The organism is Fortiea contorta PCC 7126, assembly GCF_000332295.1.
Classification (GTDB): Bacteria; Cyanobacteriota; Cyanobacteriia; order Cyanobacteriales; family Nostocaceae; genus Fortiea; species Fortiea contorta.
In genome coordinates this window covers 1,681,336-1,698,771 of record NZ_KB235930.1, presented here as the reverse complement: position 1 = coordinate 1,698,771, position 17,436 = coordinate 1,681,336, and the positions used below count along the sequence as shown (strand labels likewise).

18 protein-coding genes and 2 tRNA genes are annotated in these 17,436 nt (G+C 42.1%); 7 read left to right on the top strand and 13 right to left on the bottom strand.

Features of this window, described 5'->3' with window-relative positions:
* Positions 1-58: 58 nt before the first annotated feature.
* Positions 59-214 carry a hypothetical protein gene (locus MIC7126_RS30270; protein WP_154655858.1) on the bottom strand — a complete coding sequence of 52 codons (156 nt, stop codon included), beginning with the start codon at positions 212-214 and terminating at the stop codon, positions 59-61.
* A 59-nt stretch (positions 215-273) separates the two neighbouring features.
* Positions 274-1,458: a radical SAM family heme chaperone HemW gene (gene hemW, locus MIC7126_RS0108095; RefSeq protein WP_017652636.1), complete on the bottom strand. Its 1,185-nt coding sequence runs from the start codon at positions 1,456-1,458 to the stop codon at positions 274-276.
* A gap of 249 nt (positions 1,459-1,707) precedes the next feature.
* On the opposite strand from hemW, the gene MIC7126_RS0108090 reads away from it, so the two are divergent.
* Positions 1,708-2,784 carry a PIN/TRAM domain-containing protein gene (locus MIC7126_RS0108090; protein ID WP_017652635.1) on the top strand — a complete coding sequence of 359 codons (1,077 nt, stop codon included), beginning with the start codon at positions 1,708-1,710 and terminating at the stop codon, positions 2,782-2,784.
* 231 nt (positions 2,785-3,015) lie between these two features.
* Positions 3,016-3,087 (top strand) — tRNA-Cys (locus MIC7126_RS0108085).
* A gap of 212 nt (positions 3,088-3,299) precedes the next feature.
* Here MIC7126_RS0108085 and MIC7126_RS0108080 read toward each other — a convergent pair.
* The 5 genes from MIC7126_RS0108080 to MIC7126_RS0108060 all read right to left on the bottom strand — a co-directional run bounded on the left by MIC7126_RS0108080 (position 3,300) and on the right by MIC7126_RS0108060 (position 6,405).
* Positions 3,300-3,524, bottom strand: coding sequence for a hypothetical protein (locus MIC7126_RS0108080; protein WP_017652634.1), 225 nt, complete (start codon positions 3,522-3,524; stop codon positions 3,300-3,302).
* An 8-nt stretch (positions 3,525-3,532) separates the two neighbouring features.
* Positions 3,533-4,147, bottom strand: coding sequence for a DNA-3-methyladenine glycosylase (locus MIC7126_RS0108075; protein WP_017652633.1), 615 nt, complete (start codon positions 4,145-4,147; stop codon positions 3,533-3,535).
* 101 nt (positions 4,148-4,248) lie between these two features.
* Positions 4,249-4,449 carry a Precorrin-3B methylase gene (locus MIC7126_RS0108070; RefSeq protein WP_238553621.1) on the bottom strand — a complete coding sequence of 67 codons (201 nt, stop codon included), beginning with the start codon at positions 4,447-4,449 and terminating at the stop codon, positions 4,249-4,251.
* A gap of 208 nt (positions 4,450-4,657) precedes the next feature.
* Positions 4,658-5,845 (bottom strand): glycosyltransferase, encoded by a 1,188-nt coding sequence (locus MIC7126_RS0108065; protein WP_193787683.1) that lies wholly within the window; start codon positions 5,843-5,845, stop codon positions 4,658-4,660.
* A gap of 173 nt (positions 5,846-6,018) precedes the next feature.
* Positions 6,019-6,405, bottom strand: coding sequence for a 6-pyruvoyl trahydropterin synthase family protein (locus MIC7126_RS0108060; RefSeq protein ID WP_017652630.1), 387 nt, complete (start codon positions 6,403-6,405; stop codon positions 6,019-6,021).
* Between the two features lie 369 nt (positions 6,406-6,774).
* Between MIC7126_RS0108060 and MIC7126_RS0108055 the strand changes: the two genes are divergently transcribed.
* Entirely contained in the window at positions 6,775-8,571 is a 1,797-nt protein-coding gene (locus MIC7126_RS0108055) for a serine/threonine-protein kinase (RefSeq protein WP_017652629.1), read from the top strand.
* 165 nt (positions 8,572-8,736) lie between these two features.
* On the opposite strand, the gene MIC7126_RS0108050 is transcribed toward MIC7126_RS0108055, so the two are convergent.
* From MIC7126_RS0108050 to MIC7126_RS0108035, 4 genes are all read right to left on the bottom strand, one after another.
* Positions 8,737-10,878, bottom strand: coding sequence for a tetratricopeptide repeat protein (locus tag MIC7126_RS0108050; protein WP_017652628.1), 2,142 nt, complete (start codon positions 10,876-10,878; stop codon positions 8,737-8,739).
* Positions 10,879-10,993: 115 nt separating this feature from the next.
* Positions 10,994-11,863 carry an SDR family oxidoreductase gene (locus tag MIC7126_RS0108045; RefSeq protein WP_017652627.1) on the bottom strand — a complete coding sequence of 290 codons (870 nt, stop codon included), beginning with the start codon at positions 11,861-11,863 and terminating at the stop codon, positions 10,994-10,996.
* 77 nt (positions 11,864-11,940) lie between these two features.
* Positions 11,941-12,684, bottom strand: coding sequence for a tetratricopeptide repeat protein (locus MIC7126_RS0108040; RefSeq protein ID WP_017652626.1), 744 nt, complete (start codon positions 12,682-12,684; stop codon positions 11,941-11,943).
* A 701-nt stretch (positions 12,685-13,385) separates the two neighbouring features.
* Positions 13,386-13,472 (bottom strand) — tRNA-Ser (locus MIC7126_RS0108035).
* A gap of 104 nt (positions 13,473-13,576) precedes the next feature.
* Here MIC7126_RS0108035 and MIC7126_RS0108030 point away from each other — a divergent pair.
* The 4 genes from MIC7126_RS0108030 (at position 13,577) to MIC7126_RS0108015 (ending at position 16,424) form a co-directional block, all read left to right on the top strand.
* On the top strand, positions 13,577-13,945 hold the full coding sequence (locus MIC7126_RS0108030) for a 2Fe-2S iron-sulfur cluster-binding protein (RefSeq protein ID WP_017652625.1): 369 nt from the start codon (positions 13,577-13,579) through the stop codon (positions 13,943-13,945).
* A 27-nt stretch (positions 13,946-13,972) separates the two neighbouring features.
* Positions 13,973-14,524 (top strand): thermonuclease family protein, encoded by a 552-nt coding sequence (locus MIC7126_RS0108025; protein ID WP_017652624.1) that lies wholly within the window; start codon positions 13,973-13,975, stop codon positions 14,522-14,524.
* Between the two features lie 170 nt (positions 14,525-14,694).
* Complete coding sequence (locus tag MIC7126_RS0108020; RefSeq protein ID WP_017652623.1) at positions 14,695-15,471, top strand: class II glutamine amidotransferase; 777 nt, start codon at positions 14,695-14,697, stop codon at positions 15,469-15,471.
* A 164-nt stretch (positions 15,472-15,635) separates the two neighbouring features.
* Positions 15,636-16,424 (top strand): sulfite exporter TauE/SafE family protein, encoded by a 789-nt coding sequence (locus tag MIC7126_RS0108015; RefSeq protein ID WP_017652622.1) that lies wholly within the window; start codon positions 15,636-15,638, stop codon positions 16,422-16,424.
* 8 nt (positions 16,425-16,432) lie between these two features.
* Here MIC7126_RS0108015 and MIC7126_RS0108010 read toward each other — a convergent pair whose 3' ends face one another.
* Together MIC7126_RS0108010 and MIC7126_RS0108005 are read right to left on the bottom strand one after the other, a co-directional pair.
* Complete coding sequence (locus MIC7126_RS0108010; RefSeq protein WP_017652621.1) at positions 16,433-16,822, bottom strand: alr0857 family protein; 390 nt, start codon at positions 16,820-16,822, stop codon at positions 16,433-16,435.
* 16 nt (positions 16,823-16,838) lie between these two features.
* Positions 16,839-17,384 carry an HNH endonuclease gene (locus MIC7126_RS0108005; RefSeq protein ID WP_026100111.1) on the bottom strand — a complete coding sequence of 182 codons (546 nt, stop codon included), beginning with the start codon at positions 17,382-17,384 and terminating at the stop codon, positions 16,839-16,841.
* Positions 17,385-17,436: the final 52 nt, after the last annotated feature.

The following is a 17,436-nucleotide window of genomic DNA, read 5'->3' as shown; positions in this document are numbered from 1 at the left end:
GTAATAGCCATAAAAAAGAGAGGGTATCACCTCTGTTTTGAATTATTTGTATTTAATTTTACGCGGCTACCAATCTTTTATTTAGTGCCTGCTTAGTCCACAGGCTACCGCGTGAGGTGGTATAGCCTTCAGCATTGAGGATTGACCATACTTTATCTAGGCTGTAGCCTTCAGAACGTAAAGGTGGCGTTGCTGAATCAGAATATGAATTCACCTTTCTCAATTTCATACTTTTAATCAGCAACGCCCTTTTCTCTAATCAGCGCCATTCGTCTATGATCCGAACTGTGCAAATAACTCTGCCAAAACCACATTAGAAAACAGAAAACCTTGGGGATCAGTGAAACGCAACCTTCCTTGTGCAACTTCCATCCAACCTCGCTCAAAATGCGATCGCAAACATCGCTGAATTTCTGCAACTTTTTCTGCACCAAACTCTGCGGTTAAACTCGACAAACTCACACCCTCAGCTAAACGCAACCCCAGCATCAATGTTTCTAATAATACCTCTTGTGGTGGTGTGACATCACAATCAATCACACATCCAGCTTTGACCCACTGATAATACTCCTGGGTTTTCCGGGGACGAGTAAAGCGTTTTCCCTCCACATAACTCGCCGCACCCATACCAAAGCCATAATAGGGGCGATTTTCCCAGTAAACTCGATTATGCTGACACTGATGTCCTGGCTGGGCGTAGTTGGAAATTTCATAATGCTGATAACCTGCGCCAGTTAAGATTTGCTGTCCCATTTCATACATTTTCACAGTCGTTTCGTCCGTTGGCAATGGCAGAGCACCGGGTTGATAATAACGACCAAAAGCAGTTCCCGGCTCGATTGTTAAATCATAAATAGAAATATGAGTCGGTGCGATATCTACAGCTTTTGCTAGAGAATATTGCCACTGATCCAAAGACTGATGCGGTAAACCAGAAATTAAGTCTATACTGAATTCGGGAATCTCGACCTGGCGGATTAATTCCAAAGCTGCAAAAATATCTGCAATTGAGTGCGATCGCCCCGCAATTTTTAACAACTCTGCTTGAAACGCTTGGACACCGAAACTAACACGATTGACACCAAGGCTACGGTAGCCTTTTATATGTGCTAAATCAAACGTACCAGGGTCAATTTCCATAGAAATTTCTGCCCCAGGCACAATTCCCAACCGCTGCTTTAAAACTGTGAGTATCTTTTCTAACTGCGCCGTTGATAGTAGCGAAGGTGTACCCCCACCAAAAAAAATCGTTTTTAAAGGTTGACCAAAAGTTGGTGCGATCGCAATTTCGTTACATAACACTTCCACATATTGGGAAATAGTCCCGGAAGTTTCACCCCGCAAGCGATCGCCCACCACAGACACCGGAAAATCACAATAAAAACACCTGCGCCGACAAAACGGGATATGCACATAAGCAGAACTAGGAACATTAAAAACATTAACTTTTTGATCCATTGTGAAAAAAAATAAAATTAACCGTATTGAAAATTAAAAAAAATGAAAATTATTAATATATCTATAGTTTCATCGGCTGATAATAAAACAATTCAAAATATGGATATAGAAGTATTTGGTTATAATGTTTGCAGATATTGCCTGCTCAAACCTTTAGTGTAAGTAAATATTTCTGAATCTATCTTAGCGACGAAATAAAAAATACTTAACTAGATTTGGTTAACTCAGTTGCAGGAAAACAAAACAACCATGTTAGACGCAATTATAATTTTTTCATTCATCCTAGCAGCGTCAGGAATAGGGTTTTACAGCATAGAACTGTTGCCAGACAGCACAGTCGCTGGTGTGACAAACCTCGATGCCTTACGCCTAGTATTTGCCGTGTTTGCTGCCATTATTGGCGGTGCAGTCGGGCTGAGATTCCAAACAACATATCGCCGTCTAGAAGCACAAGTCCGCGAAATGCCACTGGAAGTAATTTTAACGCGAGCGATCGGCTTAGTCATTGGGCTGTTAGTAGCCAACTTGATGTTAGCACCGTTATTTTTGTTACCCATTCCCGCCGACTTTAGTTTCATCAAGCCCTTAGTGGCAGTCGTTGGTAGTATCATGCTATCTGTGACTGGCATGAATTTAGCCGACACCCACGGTAGAGGGTTGCTACGGTTAATCAATCCCAACCCCGTAGAAACCATGGTAGTGGAGGGCACACTCAAGCCTGCAAATACCAAAGTTTTAGACACCAGCTGCATCATCGATGGTCGAATTGAAGCGCTTCTAGAAACAGGATTTTTAGAAGGGCAAATCATCGTCCCTCAGTTTATTTTACAAGAATTGCAACAAGTCGCAGATGCCAGCAAAGACCAAAAACGAGTCAGGGGGAGACGAGGTTTAGAGATTCTCAATCGCATTCGGGAAGCTTACCCCGATCGCATTCTCATCAACCCCATTGACTACGAAGATACCCCCACCGTAGACGCAAAATTAGTCCGTTTTGCTCAAGAGATTAGCGGAACTCTGCTCACCAATGACTACAACTTGTCGAAAGTCGCCAGTGTACAGAAAGTCCCAGTCTTAAACGTCAACGATTTAGTCAACGCCGTTCGTCCTACCTACCTACCCGGCGATAACCTGGATTTGAAAATTCTCAAAGAAGGTAAAGAACCCAGCCAGGGGATTGGTTACTTAGACGACGGGACAATGGTTGTCGTGGAAGAAGGTAGCAGTTATGTGGGAGGGGAATTGCGAGTAGTAGTTACCAGCGCCCTACAAACCACCGCAGGCCGAATGATCTTCGCTAAACCCCAAGCTTCAGCGATCGCCTGAAGTAGAGTAGACACATCCAAAATTTAAAATCCCTACCCATGAGCAGCGGGAGTCTCTTACTCCCTTACGGCAATAGGGAATAAGGAACTGTTCCCCCTTCCCTATTCCCTTCTGCCATCAGCTAGGCATAGTTTACAGTAGTCAACAATAAACCTGTGTGGTATCATTAAAATTCTGATGACTATTAAGCCTTAATCAATAGCATTCAGGTGATCTTCAAAAGCACAAAGCGGCGACATAGCCAAGTGGTAAGGCAGAGGTCTGCAAAACCTCCATCCCCCAGTTCAAATCTGGGTGTCGCCTTTAAGAAAGTATAAGTATTTGGGGGCTTTCAAGCCCTTTTTTATTGGACGTTAAAGTGCTTAGAAAACAAGCCTTTAGAGATTTTTGGGGTTATTTTGGGTATTTTGGATAAAGAACTGGGGTAAAACTGGGGTAAAAATGTAAGGTAGAGGTGTTTACCCCAATAGACGTTTCTGGGGTAAAACTGGGGTAAAGTGGAAGGGTAAAGGTCTTTACCCCAGTTGATTACTTTTGGGGATTTGGGATAGCGATCGCTCTTTTATCTTCAGCACCAATTCCTGAGCAAAGTTAATCAAATCATTGAAGAATATCTGCACATTCCGTGAGTCAGCATTGTACTCTGTAATCATCTGCTGGAATGTCTCCAGGTAGTTGATGCGAGTTTTATTTAACTCCACCATCTGCTGGAGTTTTTGCGCGATCACGGTAACCAACATCGCACTGCTCAACCTTTTCGAGACACCGCAGGACAGCCAGACAGATACCAGCGCCAGGGAAGATCAACGCCTTGAGTTAAGCCAATGCGAGTAGTCTGGATGAGAGACAGATTACCATCTGATAGCTGCTGCTGAAACTGCGAATGACGATGCTCCAGCCACAGCGCCTGACCAGGCTGAAGTGGCGTTGCGCTTAGCGTTCGATCGATTTTGAACGCCTGACACAGTTTTCCCGGTCCTGCAGCCACTCGCTGAAGTTTCTGTTGCGGCTCGATCCAGACAGGAGCGGTGTCTAACTGAAGTGCACGAATCAGCACAGCACTGGGAATTTCAGGCTGATCGGTGATGACATTGAAGCAATGGTAAGTGCCATAAATCAAATAAACGTATGCTACGCCTGCTGGGCCAAACATCACCCGATTGCGGGCAGTGGGGCGGCGGTAAGCGTGCATTGCTGGATCACCTGGGCCGTAGGCTTCAGTCTCCACAATCAAGCCACGCAGGATTGTCTGATCTGGCATGTGCCGCACTAAGGTACAGCCAATCAGTTCAGGCGCGACGATCATAGAATCGCGGCTTAACCATTGAGCGTCGATATCAACGGGTGTTTCCAATCTTTTCATTGCCAGCTTTGAGCAGAAGGACAAGTTTTTGGGTTCCCTTTTGCCAATTTACAGAAATACTTTTTGGGTTGGTAAACATTGAAAAAACACTCTCGCCAGTGCTATTTCGACTTTCGTTTCGATTTTGGTGGCGTGCGGTGTGCCCCAAAGTATTTTTCACTGCGGTAGCGCAGCCATATCCGCAGTTGCTGGGGAATCTGATCTTTCTGTTCCTTCGTTAGCGTATTGTAAAGGGCTAAGGCGCGTTCTCGCTCTCCCCGACAGGCAGCATTATTATGAGCATCCCAGTAGCTCCGTGCCACCCGAATCCGCCGACACACTTCTTTAAGAAGCGCTTCTCCCGTGAGTGGATGTTCCTGCTTTGCCATTTGTTGATCAATATGCTCTCCCTCAATCTTAACCTCCAGCCGGAAGGCATTCGATCTCGCTGCGGTCTATCTTGGTCTGTTACTGAGGGAAAAACGGTTGTCTAAATTTGCTCAACTCCAGCTGATGAAATCTCAAAAATATCTAAATTAACCCCATCTCTCGCAAACCTTGACGTAATCTCTCAGCTTCTGCTGGGTGATGCTGCTCGTGAAGGGCGATCGCATTTTTAAAAGCTGTGACGCTAGCTTGGACATTGCCAACTTTTAACTGTACCACGCCTAAATTTTGATAAGCTTGTGCATAGTCAGGTTTTAACTTGATGGCTTGCTGGTAAGAAGCGATCGCATCTGTAAATAAACCTAAAGCCTTAAAGGTCATCCCCAAGTTATAATGTCCGGCAGCAAAGCTTTTGTCAATCTTCAAAGCTGTTTCATAGGCGATTTTTGCACCGTTTAAATCGCCAGCGGCTTTGAATAGGTTGCCCAAGTTATTATACGCGCCTAATTTCAAAATCGGATAAATCGGCAACTTGATTGCTGCTTGATAATGATAAATAGCTTGTCGGGGATTTTGTAAGCGACTGTAAGCAATGCCTAAATGGTAATGGAGTTCATACAAAATCTCGTAGTTTTCCCCACATTCGGCGATTCCTTTGGTCAACAACTCCATCCCTTGGTCAATTTTGCCAGTTTCTACATACAACGCCCCTAGTTTACTGCAAACATAGGGATCATCAGGATGAGTATTTAGAAAACCTTCCATTGCGGCTTGCGCTCTGGCATACTTATTACCTTGGGCGATCGCTGCTTTTTGATATCCTTTATGTAGAATTGCCACTCCTTGTAAATAACCGATCTGCCAATGGGGTTCTTGAGTCAAAATTCCCGACACACTGTCATCAACTAAAGCGTGGTAAGGTCGAGAAAATTGAATACTGGGATGATTGCGAAACAGTCGAGAAACCAGAGAATATGGTGATTGTTCCGCGCCCACTTCATAACGAACCAAGTTAATCAGCAGATATTCTTCACTTTGGATTGTTGACTTCATCTGGGGAACGATATCTGCTGCTAGCGTCTCATCAGCATCTAACACTAAAATCCAGTCGCCTGTGACGTGTTTCAGAGCCGCGTTGCGAGCTGCACTAAAATCATCGCACCACGGAAAATGATGTACCTTTGCACCGTATAGTGTAGCGATTTCTGGAGTGCGATCGCTAGAACCCGTATCTAAAACTACCATTTCATCGACAACATTTTTGACACTAGTCAAGCATTGAGGTAATGTTGCGGCTTCGTTCTTGACAATCATGCACAGGCTAAGTTTCATAAGTCTAAGCACAGTCCCTTCACAGCTACTCAGAATTTATACTTTGACACTCCCACAACTTGAAGCCGCGAGATTCTTGGTTTGTGTTATTAAATCCAAATGCAGGTATTTATCCTTGAAAAGCGCTGATCCCAACCGGCGATGCTATGCACAATCGCTTTCAGCGCAGTTCTTCAATCTTCATACTCTACCCAACTATTCGGTGTTTCTGACACCTTCACTTTCAGTTGTACACCCGGTGGTACTTGTTTCTTGGTTTGGTCATAAATATACTTGGCAATCATCTCGGCGGTTGTTTCATATTCGGGGGGTAAAACTTCGTTCAAAACGCAGTGGTCAAGTCCCCCTTTGGTGACGTCTTGTTTTGCCCAGCGTAAGGTTCTAAAATCGGCTACCATGACAGGATGTGGGCAGTATTCTGAAGAATGCAACTGTGACGATGTAGCTTCAACGCGGATTTTATAAGTATGCCCATGCATCCGACCACAAGGGCCGTCGTAATCTTTAATGTAGTGCGCGCTGTCAAACGTAAATTCTGTTGAGAGTTTCCATTGGGGCATTCCTAACATCACCTCTAAGTTGATAATTAACTATATTTACAAGTATTGCTCAACCCTTGACAGGATGGCCATTAGCTAATTTGTCAGGTATGTCACCCATACCTTGTTGTTGAGCCAGAAATTATTTAATTAAAGGTAAAAAATATTACAGACTGTAAATTATAGCAGCAATATTTCATACTTTGTGTTGTTCAAGTTGTATATGTCTGAAAAACTGTATATAAAAGGCATATCACTAGTAAAAATACGTATACTAACCTAGTTTTTAGCCTAGTAATCAAGCTGACGGTGATTTGTTTTGAAGGCGTTCCGGAAAAAGTGAGCAATCTTAGAAAACCTAATATAAGGACTTACTCAGTAACCAGACTCATGACCAATCACATGATCGGTAAAGTACTACAAGCGCGTTACCAAATCGTCCAAAGCCTAGGTGCGGGTGTATTTGGGCAAACATACATTGCTGTAGATATAGATTATCCCGAGAACCCAAAGTGTGTTGTTAAACAATTAAAAGTTAATAGTTCGCAGCCTAGTTACTTGGATACCTTGAGATTACGTTTTCTCACCGAAACCGAAACTCTCAAGCGTTTGGGATGTCATAACCAAATTCCTGAACTGATTGCTTGCTTTGAGGAACATGAGCGTTTTTACTTAGTACAGGAGTTTATAGAAGGACACTCATTAACAGCAGAACTACCAATCAAGACACATTGGGAAGCCATTTGGAGTGAAAGCGCGGTTGTTGAATTCCTACAAGATGTTTTAGAAATTCTGGAATTTGTCCACTCTCAAGGCGTCATTCACTGTGATGTCAAACCAGAAAATATAGTTCGGCGCGCCAGTGATGGAAAGTTAGTGCTGATTGACTTTGGCTCTATCCAAGCGATTGATTTTGGGATAGATGTCGAATCTCCCATCTATCGAGTTCCTGTGACTTCCCTAGGTTATATCCCGCCGGAGCAATTTATTGGTCAGACGCGACCCAATAGCGATATTTACGCTTTGGGGATGATTGCGATTCAAGCTTTAACTGGATTATCGCCACTACAATTACAGGTTGATAGCTATACCAATGAAATTATTTGGCGTTTTGAGAACACACCAGTTAGTGATTATTTAGCTGCGATTCTCAGCCAAATGATTCGTTATGATTATCAAGAGCGGTTGCAGTCTGCAACTCAGGTGCTGCATATCCTCAAACAGATGGTGTGGGAAACTCAATTACCGGTGAAAATTATCGGTACACAGGATCGACCATCTTTAAAAGCAGGTGATGAGCACAAAAAAAATTTAGCAAAAAATCATGCTTCATCATCTCCACCGCTGCTGACGGGTATGAGAGTAGGGCTGCTGACTAATTCTGTGTTGATGGGATTGGGAGCATATTCTTTAATGAATCATGTCCAAGTACCCGTGGGAACAGAAGCTTTATATAAAGCCACAGAAGAATATCAGACAGGTGATTTACAAGAAGCGATCGCTTTGGCTAAATCTATCCCGGCTCAAAGCAACATTTATCCAGAAGCGCAAGCTACAATCGACGAGTGGCAACAAGACTGGAAACTTGCTGCCCAAACATATCAGTTAGTAGAAAAGGCTTTTCAAGAAAAAAAATGGGCGGATGTATTTCGTCTTTCAGCGCAAGTTCCTGATATTTTATATTGGCAAACGAAAACTGAAAAAATAGTTGATCAAGCCCGTAGTAACATTGAAGGTCAGGGGCAAGAATTATTAACTCAAGCTTTTAATAAAGCAGCAGATAAAGATTTCTCTCGTGCTTTAGAACATCTGCGGAAAGTTCCTGTTGAAAGCTCTGCTAGCACGATCGCCCAAGAAAAGTTAGTCGAGTATAAAGACAAACAATATATCAGAGCTACCTACTTTTTACAAAAGGCTTATAATCAAGCGTTTGTGGGTAACTTTGATAGTGCGATCAAATTTCTTCACGAAATTCCTGAGAACACTCCTGCTTATAGTCAAGCTCAAGTCAAATTGGCGGAGTACACCGAAAAGCAGCAGCAATCTCAAGGACAAAATGTCGCTTTATCAAAAGCAATCTCTGCTAGCAAAAAAAACAACTTGCAAATTCGCCATACTTTAACTAGTCATGTTGAAAGTTTAAATGCTGTAGATGATCTGCAAGAGGTGAATATTCAAAGTCATTAAAGTAAATCTACCATGAGAGGCTGTTGAATATTTTTTTGTGGTTTGAGCTAATGCTAGAGATAAATTGATACTTTTTTTTGCCCAGGTGAAGATATAAAAGTTAAACATAAAATCGGCTGGTATGAGTAGATAGTTATTCCTAACTGCTAATACCAGCCAGATACTTTAGTTTGTTGGTGGTGTTGAATTAGTGGGGCGAGAAAAAGGTATGATGGGTACGATTACAGGATTTAATTTCTCGGTTTGGAGTTGATTTTGCTGATTTTGTGCTTGGTTGCGAGCGTCTATGGCTTGTTGATAGTCAGGTTTGTATTTAATTGCTTTTGTATAAGATGCGATCGCATCTTGATAGCGTTGCGATTTTACTAAAGCATTACCTCTGCTGTACCAGCTTTCGTAGTGGTCAACTTTGTATTTTACTGCTTTATTATAAGCGGCGATCGCTTCTGGATATTTTTGCAAAATATATAGGGAATTCCCTAAACCATACCACGCTTGATAATCATTGACTTTCGCTGCTATCGCCTTATTATAAGACTGAACTGCTTCTTCATAACGTTGGATTTGATGTAGCGCCCAGCCCCGGCTATACCATGTTTGGTAATTATTAGGATTATATTTAATTACTTGGTCAAAAGAGGCGATCGCTTCTGGATAACGGCGTAAATTAATCAGCATATTCCCTCTCGATAACCAAGCTTGATGATAATTTTGTTTATATTTTACTGCTTGGTCATATGCTGAAAATGCGTCTTCATAGCGCTGTAAATTGACTAAAGCATTGCCGCGATTATACCAAGCTTGTTCATCATCTGATTTGAATTTAATGGCTTGGTCGTAAGCAGCGATCGCTTCGTCATAGCGACCTAATTGATGTAGTGCTAAACCCTTATTATAAAACGCTTCCTGGTAATCTGATTGTAAATCAATCGCTTTGTCATAAGACTTAATCGCGTTTTCGTATTGATTTAAATTACTTAAAGCTTGACCTTTAGCATTCCAGACTTCTGGAGAGTTATTTTTCAATTGTAGAGCTTTATCTAAAGAGGCGATCGCTTCTTGATAGCGCTGCAAATTCTTTAAACTCAAACCTCTACCGCTCCAAGCTGCTGTATATTCTGGTTGAATTTGAATAGCTTTATCGTATGCAGTTAATGCTGCTGAATATTTTTTTAATTCATATAATGTTTTTCCTTGGGCGTACCATCCCTCAGCATAATCTGGTCTAATATTTACTGCTTTTTCATATACTGCGAGGGCGTCTTGATAACGCTGTAAATCAAAAAAGGTATTTCCTTGTTTATATAATTCAGTCGCATTTTGAGAATGAATAGTATCAATCACAAATATAGATGCAGTTGCGCCGATACCCATGACAAATATTGCTAAAATACCTTGAAAAATTAGATTCTTTTTTTGAATTTGATTCTTAGCTTTAGTTAACGGTGGTGTAGGAGGAGCTAAAGCTATAGTCAGCGCAGATGGCTGTTTTAATTCTCGTAGAGCTTGTAAAACTGCAGTTGCGGAAGGGTAGCGGTGGCGAAAGTCATAACACACCATTTTATTGATAATTTGAGCAAATTCTGGTGAGACTGTCGCGTGATTCTCCCAGATAATTTCATAAGTCTCAGAGTCTTTTACAAGTTGTTCTGGTGATAAACCTGTGATAGCTTGGATAGCGACTATTCCTAGTGCATAGATATCGCTACTAAATTTGGGGCTACCTTGGGCTTGTTCACCGGGAATATATCCAGGAGTTCCAATCGCAACTGTAGATTTAGTTTGACCTGTTGGTGTAATCACCTGAGTGCTAATTTGTTTAACTGCGCCGAAATCAATTAACACTAATTTTGCATCTTCTTGACGCCTGAGTAAATTGCGTGGATTCACATCGCGGTGAATTACTTTTTGTTGATGCACAAAATCTAAAATTGTTAAAATTTCTTCTAAAAGTGTAATTACCTCATCTTCGCTGAGAGTTTTTCCAGGTATTAATTCTTGGCTGAGATCGTGACCTTCAATAAATTCTTGAACGAGATAAAATTCGGCATTTTCTTCAAAGTAAGCTAGGAGTTGAGGAATGCGATCGTGAGTTCCCAATCTATACAAAACTTGAGCTTCTGTATCGAATAAACGCCTAGCTGTCTCCAAGGTGACTGGATCAGATGCTTGGGGTTTGAGTCTTTTAACCACGCATGAAGGTGAACCGGGTAATTGAGTATCACCAGCCACAAATGTATCACCAAATCCTCCACCTCCCAAGTAGCGAATAATTTGGTATCTGTTCACAAGTGTATTTCCCAGCATGGAGTTTGCCTAGTTGAATGCAATCTTATCTGATTCCAATCTTGCCACAATGTTTCCGGATGGGGGAGGAGATGGAGAAAACAATTCAAAGGGAACTTTGAAAAGGAACCGACACTTAAATCAGCAAATTTGTTAATTCTGTCTTGATAAACAACGGCTCATAGCCCAACGCAAAAGCTCGATAACTATCTAAAGAAACATCCGCTGATCTGGGTGCAGCCATTTTCACATCACATTGTTTACAAGCTTGAATTTGAGCAGAATCAAGTTGCAAAATTTTTACTAATAATCGACCAAAATCATAGCGAGAAATTTTTTCTTTTCCACCTAAATGAATTAATCCTGTAGTTTTTTCTAATGCTAATAAAATTCCTTTAGCAGCAGTTGTTGCACTAACTGGTGTGCGAAATTCATCAATAAATAAATTGAGGTTTTTTCCGGATTTTAAAGTTTGAATAAATGGTTGAATAAAGCTATTAGCAGTTGGTGTTTCCTTGCCAAACATTAACGGCATTCGACACACTGTTGTTTGCGGATATCGCTGCAGCATACCGATTTCTGCCATGACTTTTTGTTCACCATAAATATTTACAGGACAAACGGGATCTGTTTCTTGATAAGGAGGATGCAAACCGTCAAAAACCAAATCAGTTGAGGTGAAAACACAAGGAATTGAGTAATCAGCACAAAGCCCTGCTATATTGCATGATGCTGTGACATTAATTGCTTGAGTTTCTTGGGGATGAAGTTGACAAAAATTTGGTTGAGATTGGGCTGCAGTGTGAATAACTGCATCGGGAGAAATTTCATCAAATATCCGTTTGAGTTCTCGAAAATCTGTCAAGTTAACTTTTAGCATTTTGACGTCGGGAATTTGCAGATGATGAGAGAAATAAGTACCATAAATTTCCCATTTTGTCTTTGCTATTTGGCAAATATGCCATCCTAAAAAACCGCTGACGCCAGTAATTAGTAGTTTCTGCATAAAGTAATATTTTTTTAGACAGTATGAAAGACGTTGCAATGCAACGTCTCTACATCTGGATTGATCACAATTATCGCTTATTGAATTAAGGCTTGAAAGCGTTTGTCGTTACGTACTTGGTTAAAATCTGTATCTGTTTTTGCTAATCTTTTGTATTTACCAGGAACTAGTTCAATAGCTTTGTTGAGATTCTCAACTGCTGATTCTACATTACCCTGTAGGGCGTGGGTGCAGGCTTTGTTGTAGTATGCTTCGTGTTTGGTGGGCTGTAAGGCGATCGCTCGATTGTATGATGTAATGGCGTCGCTGTAACGTCGGAGCTTTGTCAGCGCGATTCCCCGGTTAATCCAGGCTTCATAGTTGTCGGCTTTGATGGCGATCGCTTTGTCGTATGCTTTAACTGCATCTTTGTAGTTTTGCAAAGAGCTTTGAGCATTGCCTTTGTTATACCACGCTTGCGGCTGATCGGGTTGAATAGCGATCGCTCTGTCGTAGGATATAACTGCGTCTTTGTAGTTCTGCAAGTAACCCAAAGCATTTCCACGGTTAATCCATGCTTCCGTATTATCTGGTTGAATGGCGATCGCTTGATCGTAGGATGCTACTGCATCTTGATAACGCTGTGCGTCTAAGAAATTATTACCTTGGGCTAAAAAGTCTTCTGCTTTTTGCCTAGCTTTTGCTTGTGTCAGCAGTTGAGCAACGTTATTTTCTTGAATCACTTGCTGGGTGTTTTCTGTTGTGAAATTTGCTAAATCACCACAGCCATATGTGAATAAGGTGATCAAGCTAGAGGAAATCAAGCAGCGCCAAAAGACCATGCTGCACCTACATAACTCATAATGTAATGCTAAAACTCGTCTTCATTAAAAAATAGTATCAAATTACACGAATTATATGAGTTTATTGTTTAGTATTTGTGAATTTAGTTTGTTGAGCAAATCCCACTTACAGTAACATTTGGGATAGCAATAATAAAGCTGCTTTACTAAAACATTATCTAGTTTTATCAATTTTTTACTCTGCACAGCCGTACAAGTAAGTAATTTTTAACGCACAGAGAAGTCGGAGCGGCGGCTTCCGCCGTTAGCGCAGCGGTAGCGAGTCCGCGAGCGTCTCTGAACTTCGGTGGGGGCGCTGAGGATTGTTGAGAGGTGGATTTTACGATAATAAAAGGGAAGAGTGCTGCTGCACCCCTCCCTAAATAGCTGCCCAGATGAAAGAACCTAGAACCCTACACTCAGGTGTCTATTAAATCCAGTATCAGCCCAGATATCACCAGCGTCACCCGAATACATACGGAATTAAGAATATTAGACTTTTGGTCAAAATAATTTAGAATTTACCCATTGACAGTGCATCTTAAAATATGCATTGCGAGAAAACAAAATCGAGAAAACCATATATTTTGTAGGGAATACTGCTGTGCCCTTGATTTTTAGGTCTTAAACCATTTAGCCAAAAAATCTGGTCAATAAAAAACAAGAGCAAAGGCTAAAACCTTTACCCTTGTTTTATCTAACGGAGAGGGAGGGATTCGAACCCTCGTATACATTTCTGCATAACAGACTTTCCAGGTCTGCGCCTTAAACCACTCGGCCACCTCTCCAGGTGTCACGATTTACGATCATACAATGAAAACCCAAAAAATGCAAAAATAAAATCAGAGATTCAAAATTACATTGAAAATCCTGTATTTCAATACCAACTCAAATGCCCCGAACATACACAATCACAGTTCACGATCGCCAAACCGGCAAAGAATACAGCCTGCAAGTTCCAGAAGACCGCTACATCCTCCACAGCGCCGAAACACAAGGAACAGAACTACCATTTTCTTGTCGCAATGGAGCCTGTACTACCTGCGCTGTCAGGGTGTTGTCAGGAGAAATTCATCAACCAGAGGCGATCGGCTTGTCGCCTGAGTTACAGCGCCAAGGTTATGCTCTACTGTGTGTCAGTTACCCTCGTTCTGACTTGCAAGTGGAGACACAAGACGAAGATGAGGTATATGAACTTCAATTTGGACGCTTTTTTGCTAAAGGAAGAGTGAAAGCGGGTTTACCCTTAGATGAGGATTAAGATTTGCTCGGCGCAGAGGCGCAAGTTATGACTTTAGCGGTGTTTTTTGGGATCTGGACGCGAAGAATAGTAATTTTGGCTTGCTTATTATTTTTATTCAGTTGTCAAGCCAACAATCAACCCACCAACAACCAAGTGCAGGTAAAAGTGGCGCGGGTCGTGAGTGGACAAAGTTTGGAAGTTTTAGGAATGGCGGAGCAACCCAATTTGATTTCTCAAGTGCGATTAATTGGTCTTGACGCACCGGATATGCGACAGCGCCCCTGGGGTGATGAAGCCAAACGCAGATTAGAGGCGCTGATTGGTGGTGCAGAACAAATTGTCACCTTGGAGTTTGACCTAGAAGCTAAAGACAAAATTGGGCGGACTTTAGCTTATGTGTTGAAAGATCAACTGTTGTTGAATGAAGAATTAGTCAAACAAGGGTATGTGTTGTTTGTAGCGCGATCGCCCAACCACAAATATGACCAGCGTCTGGAACGTGCTCAACAATGGGCGAGAATTATGGGTTTAGGAATTTGGCAATTGGAAAAACCCATGCGTCTGACTCCTAATGAGTTTCGCCACCAAAATCGGTAATAATCAGGAAAATTTTCTCGTCATAACGCTATAAGTGATACGACCACGTTGCTGAGGTAGCGATCGCTTGATCTATTCTCCAAATTGCAGCGATCGCGCCAAATCAGTTGACACGTTCTGAAGTATCTTAATCCACAGGCATTAACCTAAAATTCAGAGCTGCAACACCGATGTGTCAACTGTTAGGAATGAATTGCAATGTCCCCACTGATATTTGCTTTTCTTTTGAAGGATTTTCTGCGCGGGGTGGAAAAACTGACCACCACAGCGACGGTTGGGGAATTGTGTTTTTTGAAGAAAAAGGATGTCGGATTTTTTTAGACGCTAAACCTTCTATCATTTCTCCCGTAGCAGATTTAGTGCGCCGCTATCCCATCCACTCTAAACATGTGATTGCCCATATTCGCAAAGCTACCCAAGGTGAAGTTAACCTGCAGAATTGTCACCCTTTTCAGCGGGAACTTTGGGGGAGATATTGGGTATTTGCTCACAACGGCAATTTACCTGATTTTGAGCCTGAAAATTTAGGCTATTATCAAGCTGTTGGGAATACTGACAGTGAAAAAGCTTTTTGTGTAATTTTAGAAACTTTACGCCGCAGTTTCCCGAAAAATAAGCCTCCCCTGAAGGAACTCTATCAAGTTTTGCAGACAGTAACGGGAGAATTGGCTGTAAAGGGTATATTTAATTACTTGCTATCTGATGGAGAACACTTTTTCGCTTATTGTTCAACCAAACTTAACTACATTGTCCGACAAGCTCCCTTTGCGGCTGCTCACTTGATTGACCAAGATATGACTGTAGATTTTCGGGAATTGACCTCACCGAGCGATCGCGTCGCCGTTATTGCCACTACTCCCCTGACCGACAATGAAGTTTGGACATCAATTCGACCAGGAGAATTGCTAGTCTTTCAAGACGGTTTACCAATATCGCAACATTTATAAATGTTGTTTAACAAATATATAGTAGACTTCACGTTTGGTTTAACAGTAAAATACGGTAAGTTTATCGGATTACTGGCTTTATTCTGCCATTAAAACTATTAGTCAGGAGTTTAGCCTTGCAAAACAAGTGACTTAACCGCAGTTGAAACCTTCTAGATGGAAGTATGCAATATTTGTTACTAACGCTCTCAAGTTTCTTTATCGGTACCCTCGTCGGATTGACTGGAATCGGTGGAGCATCTCTCATCACTCCCATGTTGATTTTTTGGTTTCAGGTTCCACCCGCCACTGCGGTGAGTTGCGACGTGGTAGCAGCCACTCTCATGAAGGTTGTTGGTAGTTACAAACACTGGGAGCAAAAAACCCTAGACACCGAAGTCGTCAAATGGTTAATTTTTGGCAGTGTTCCCGGCTCCCTATTTGGTGTAGGAATTTTACATCTGATTCGCACTCATAGTCAGGAAAATTTAGATAACATGCTGCTACAAATGCTAGGAGTGATGATTTTATGCATCACTTTAATAGCATTGATACAGTTGTTACTGTTAAACTTTTTTCCTGAATTCAATTTACCTGAACTGCCAAAGTTGGATTTACAGACAAACACAGGGCGCTGTTTAGCAATAGTTGTGGGAGCTATTCTCGGGTGTTTAGTAGGTCTGACTAGTGTTGCTTCTGGCTCGATGTTTGCCCTAGCATTAATTGCTTTTTTCCGGCTAGATGCGCGGAAATTAGTAGGTACAGATATTTCGCAAGCTGCAATCTTACTGTCATTCACCTCTGTTGGTCATCTCAGCCTCGGAACAGTTGACTGGAATTTAGTTGTGCCTATATGGTTAGGCTCAGTTCCAGGTGTATTGCTAGGTGCAAAAGTTTGTCATATTGCTCCACAACGCCCGCTACGATTTATCATTTACGCAATTTTAGTGTTTGTCAGTTGGCAGTTAGTTTAGAGTGATTTTTATTCACTCATCACAGAAGCACAGGTTTGTGCTTCTTGCCAAAGTTTATGTACATAGAATTCTGTGAGATCACTAATTGCAGTCACAAACACGCCCACAGCCTCCTCTAAACCATCAGATAACCAAGAACCCCGCAGAATCACTTCTGTATAGTCAGCATCGCCACTAGACAGCGCAATAATTCCACCGTCATCTAATAGCACTTCCGCCTTTAACCTCTCAATTCCCGGTAAATCTGCAGGAAGCAAGAAGGAAGCAGTGCTAGGTTCAATGTGAAAAGATTGACCGACTCGCAAGGCTAAAATCGCTCGCTGTGCAACCCACTCTTCCAGCGATAGAGTCAGACACTCTAAATAAAAACTCCTCTCGGTGTAAGTTAATTTCAGCATTCCTTATGCTCTCCTGTTATTCCAGGTTTGCTTGCACATTGATCCAAAATTGTGTAGCGTCGTTGCGCCAAGCTTCGCTCACAGCAAAAGCGATCGCCGGATGAACTGGTGGCTTAGGCTGTGTACGTAGTTGCATACCCGCTTCTAAGGGGGTGCGATTACTTTTATAGGAGTTACATCTTGCACAAGCTATGACTACGTTATTCCAAGTGTGAAGCCCCCCTTGAGAGCGTGGAATCACATGATCTAGTGTCAGATGTTTGTTACTACCGCAATATTGACAACTGTGATGATCTCGGCGCAAAACTTCTCGCCGATTCACAGGTGGAACTTTCCACATCCGCTCACCAGAAGCCACCGTTAACCGAATGTGTTTGGGTACATCTAGTACCAACCTCGGCGAATGAATTCGCCACCCACCCGCTGTGGAAAAGCCTAGAGGTTCAGCTTTTTTGTCTAATATCAGCACAATCGCCCGTTTAATATTGATCCGACAAAGTGGCAAGTAATTTTGAGAAAACACCACTACGGATTGCTCTAACACTTGCATCGCGCTCGTCACAGCTTGACTCCTTATAAACAAACCCCCGCTTCTTATCTGGTGGAAGCGGGGG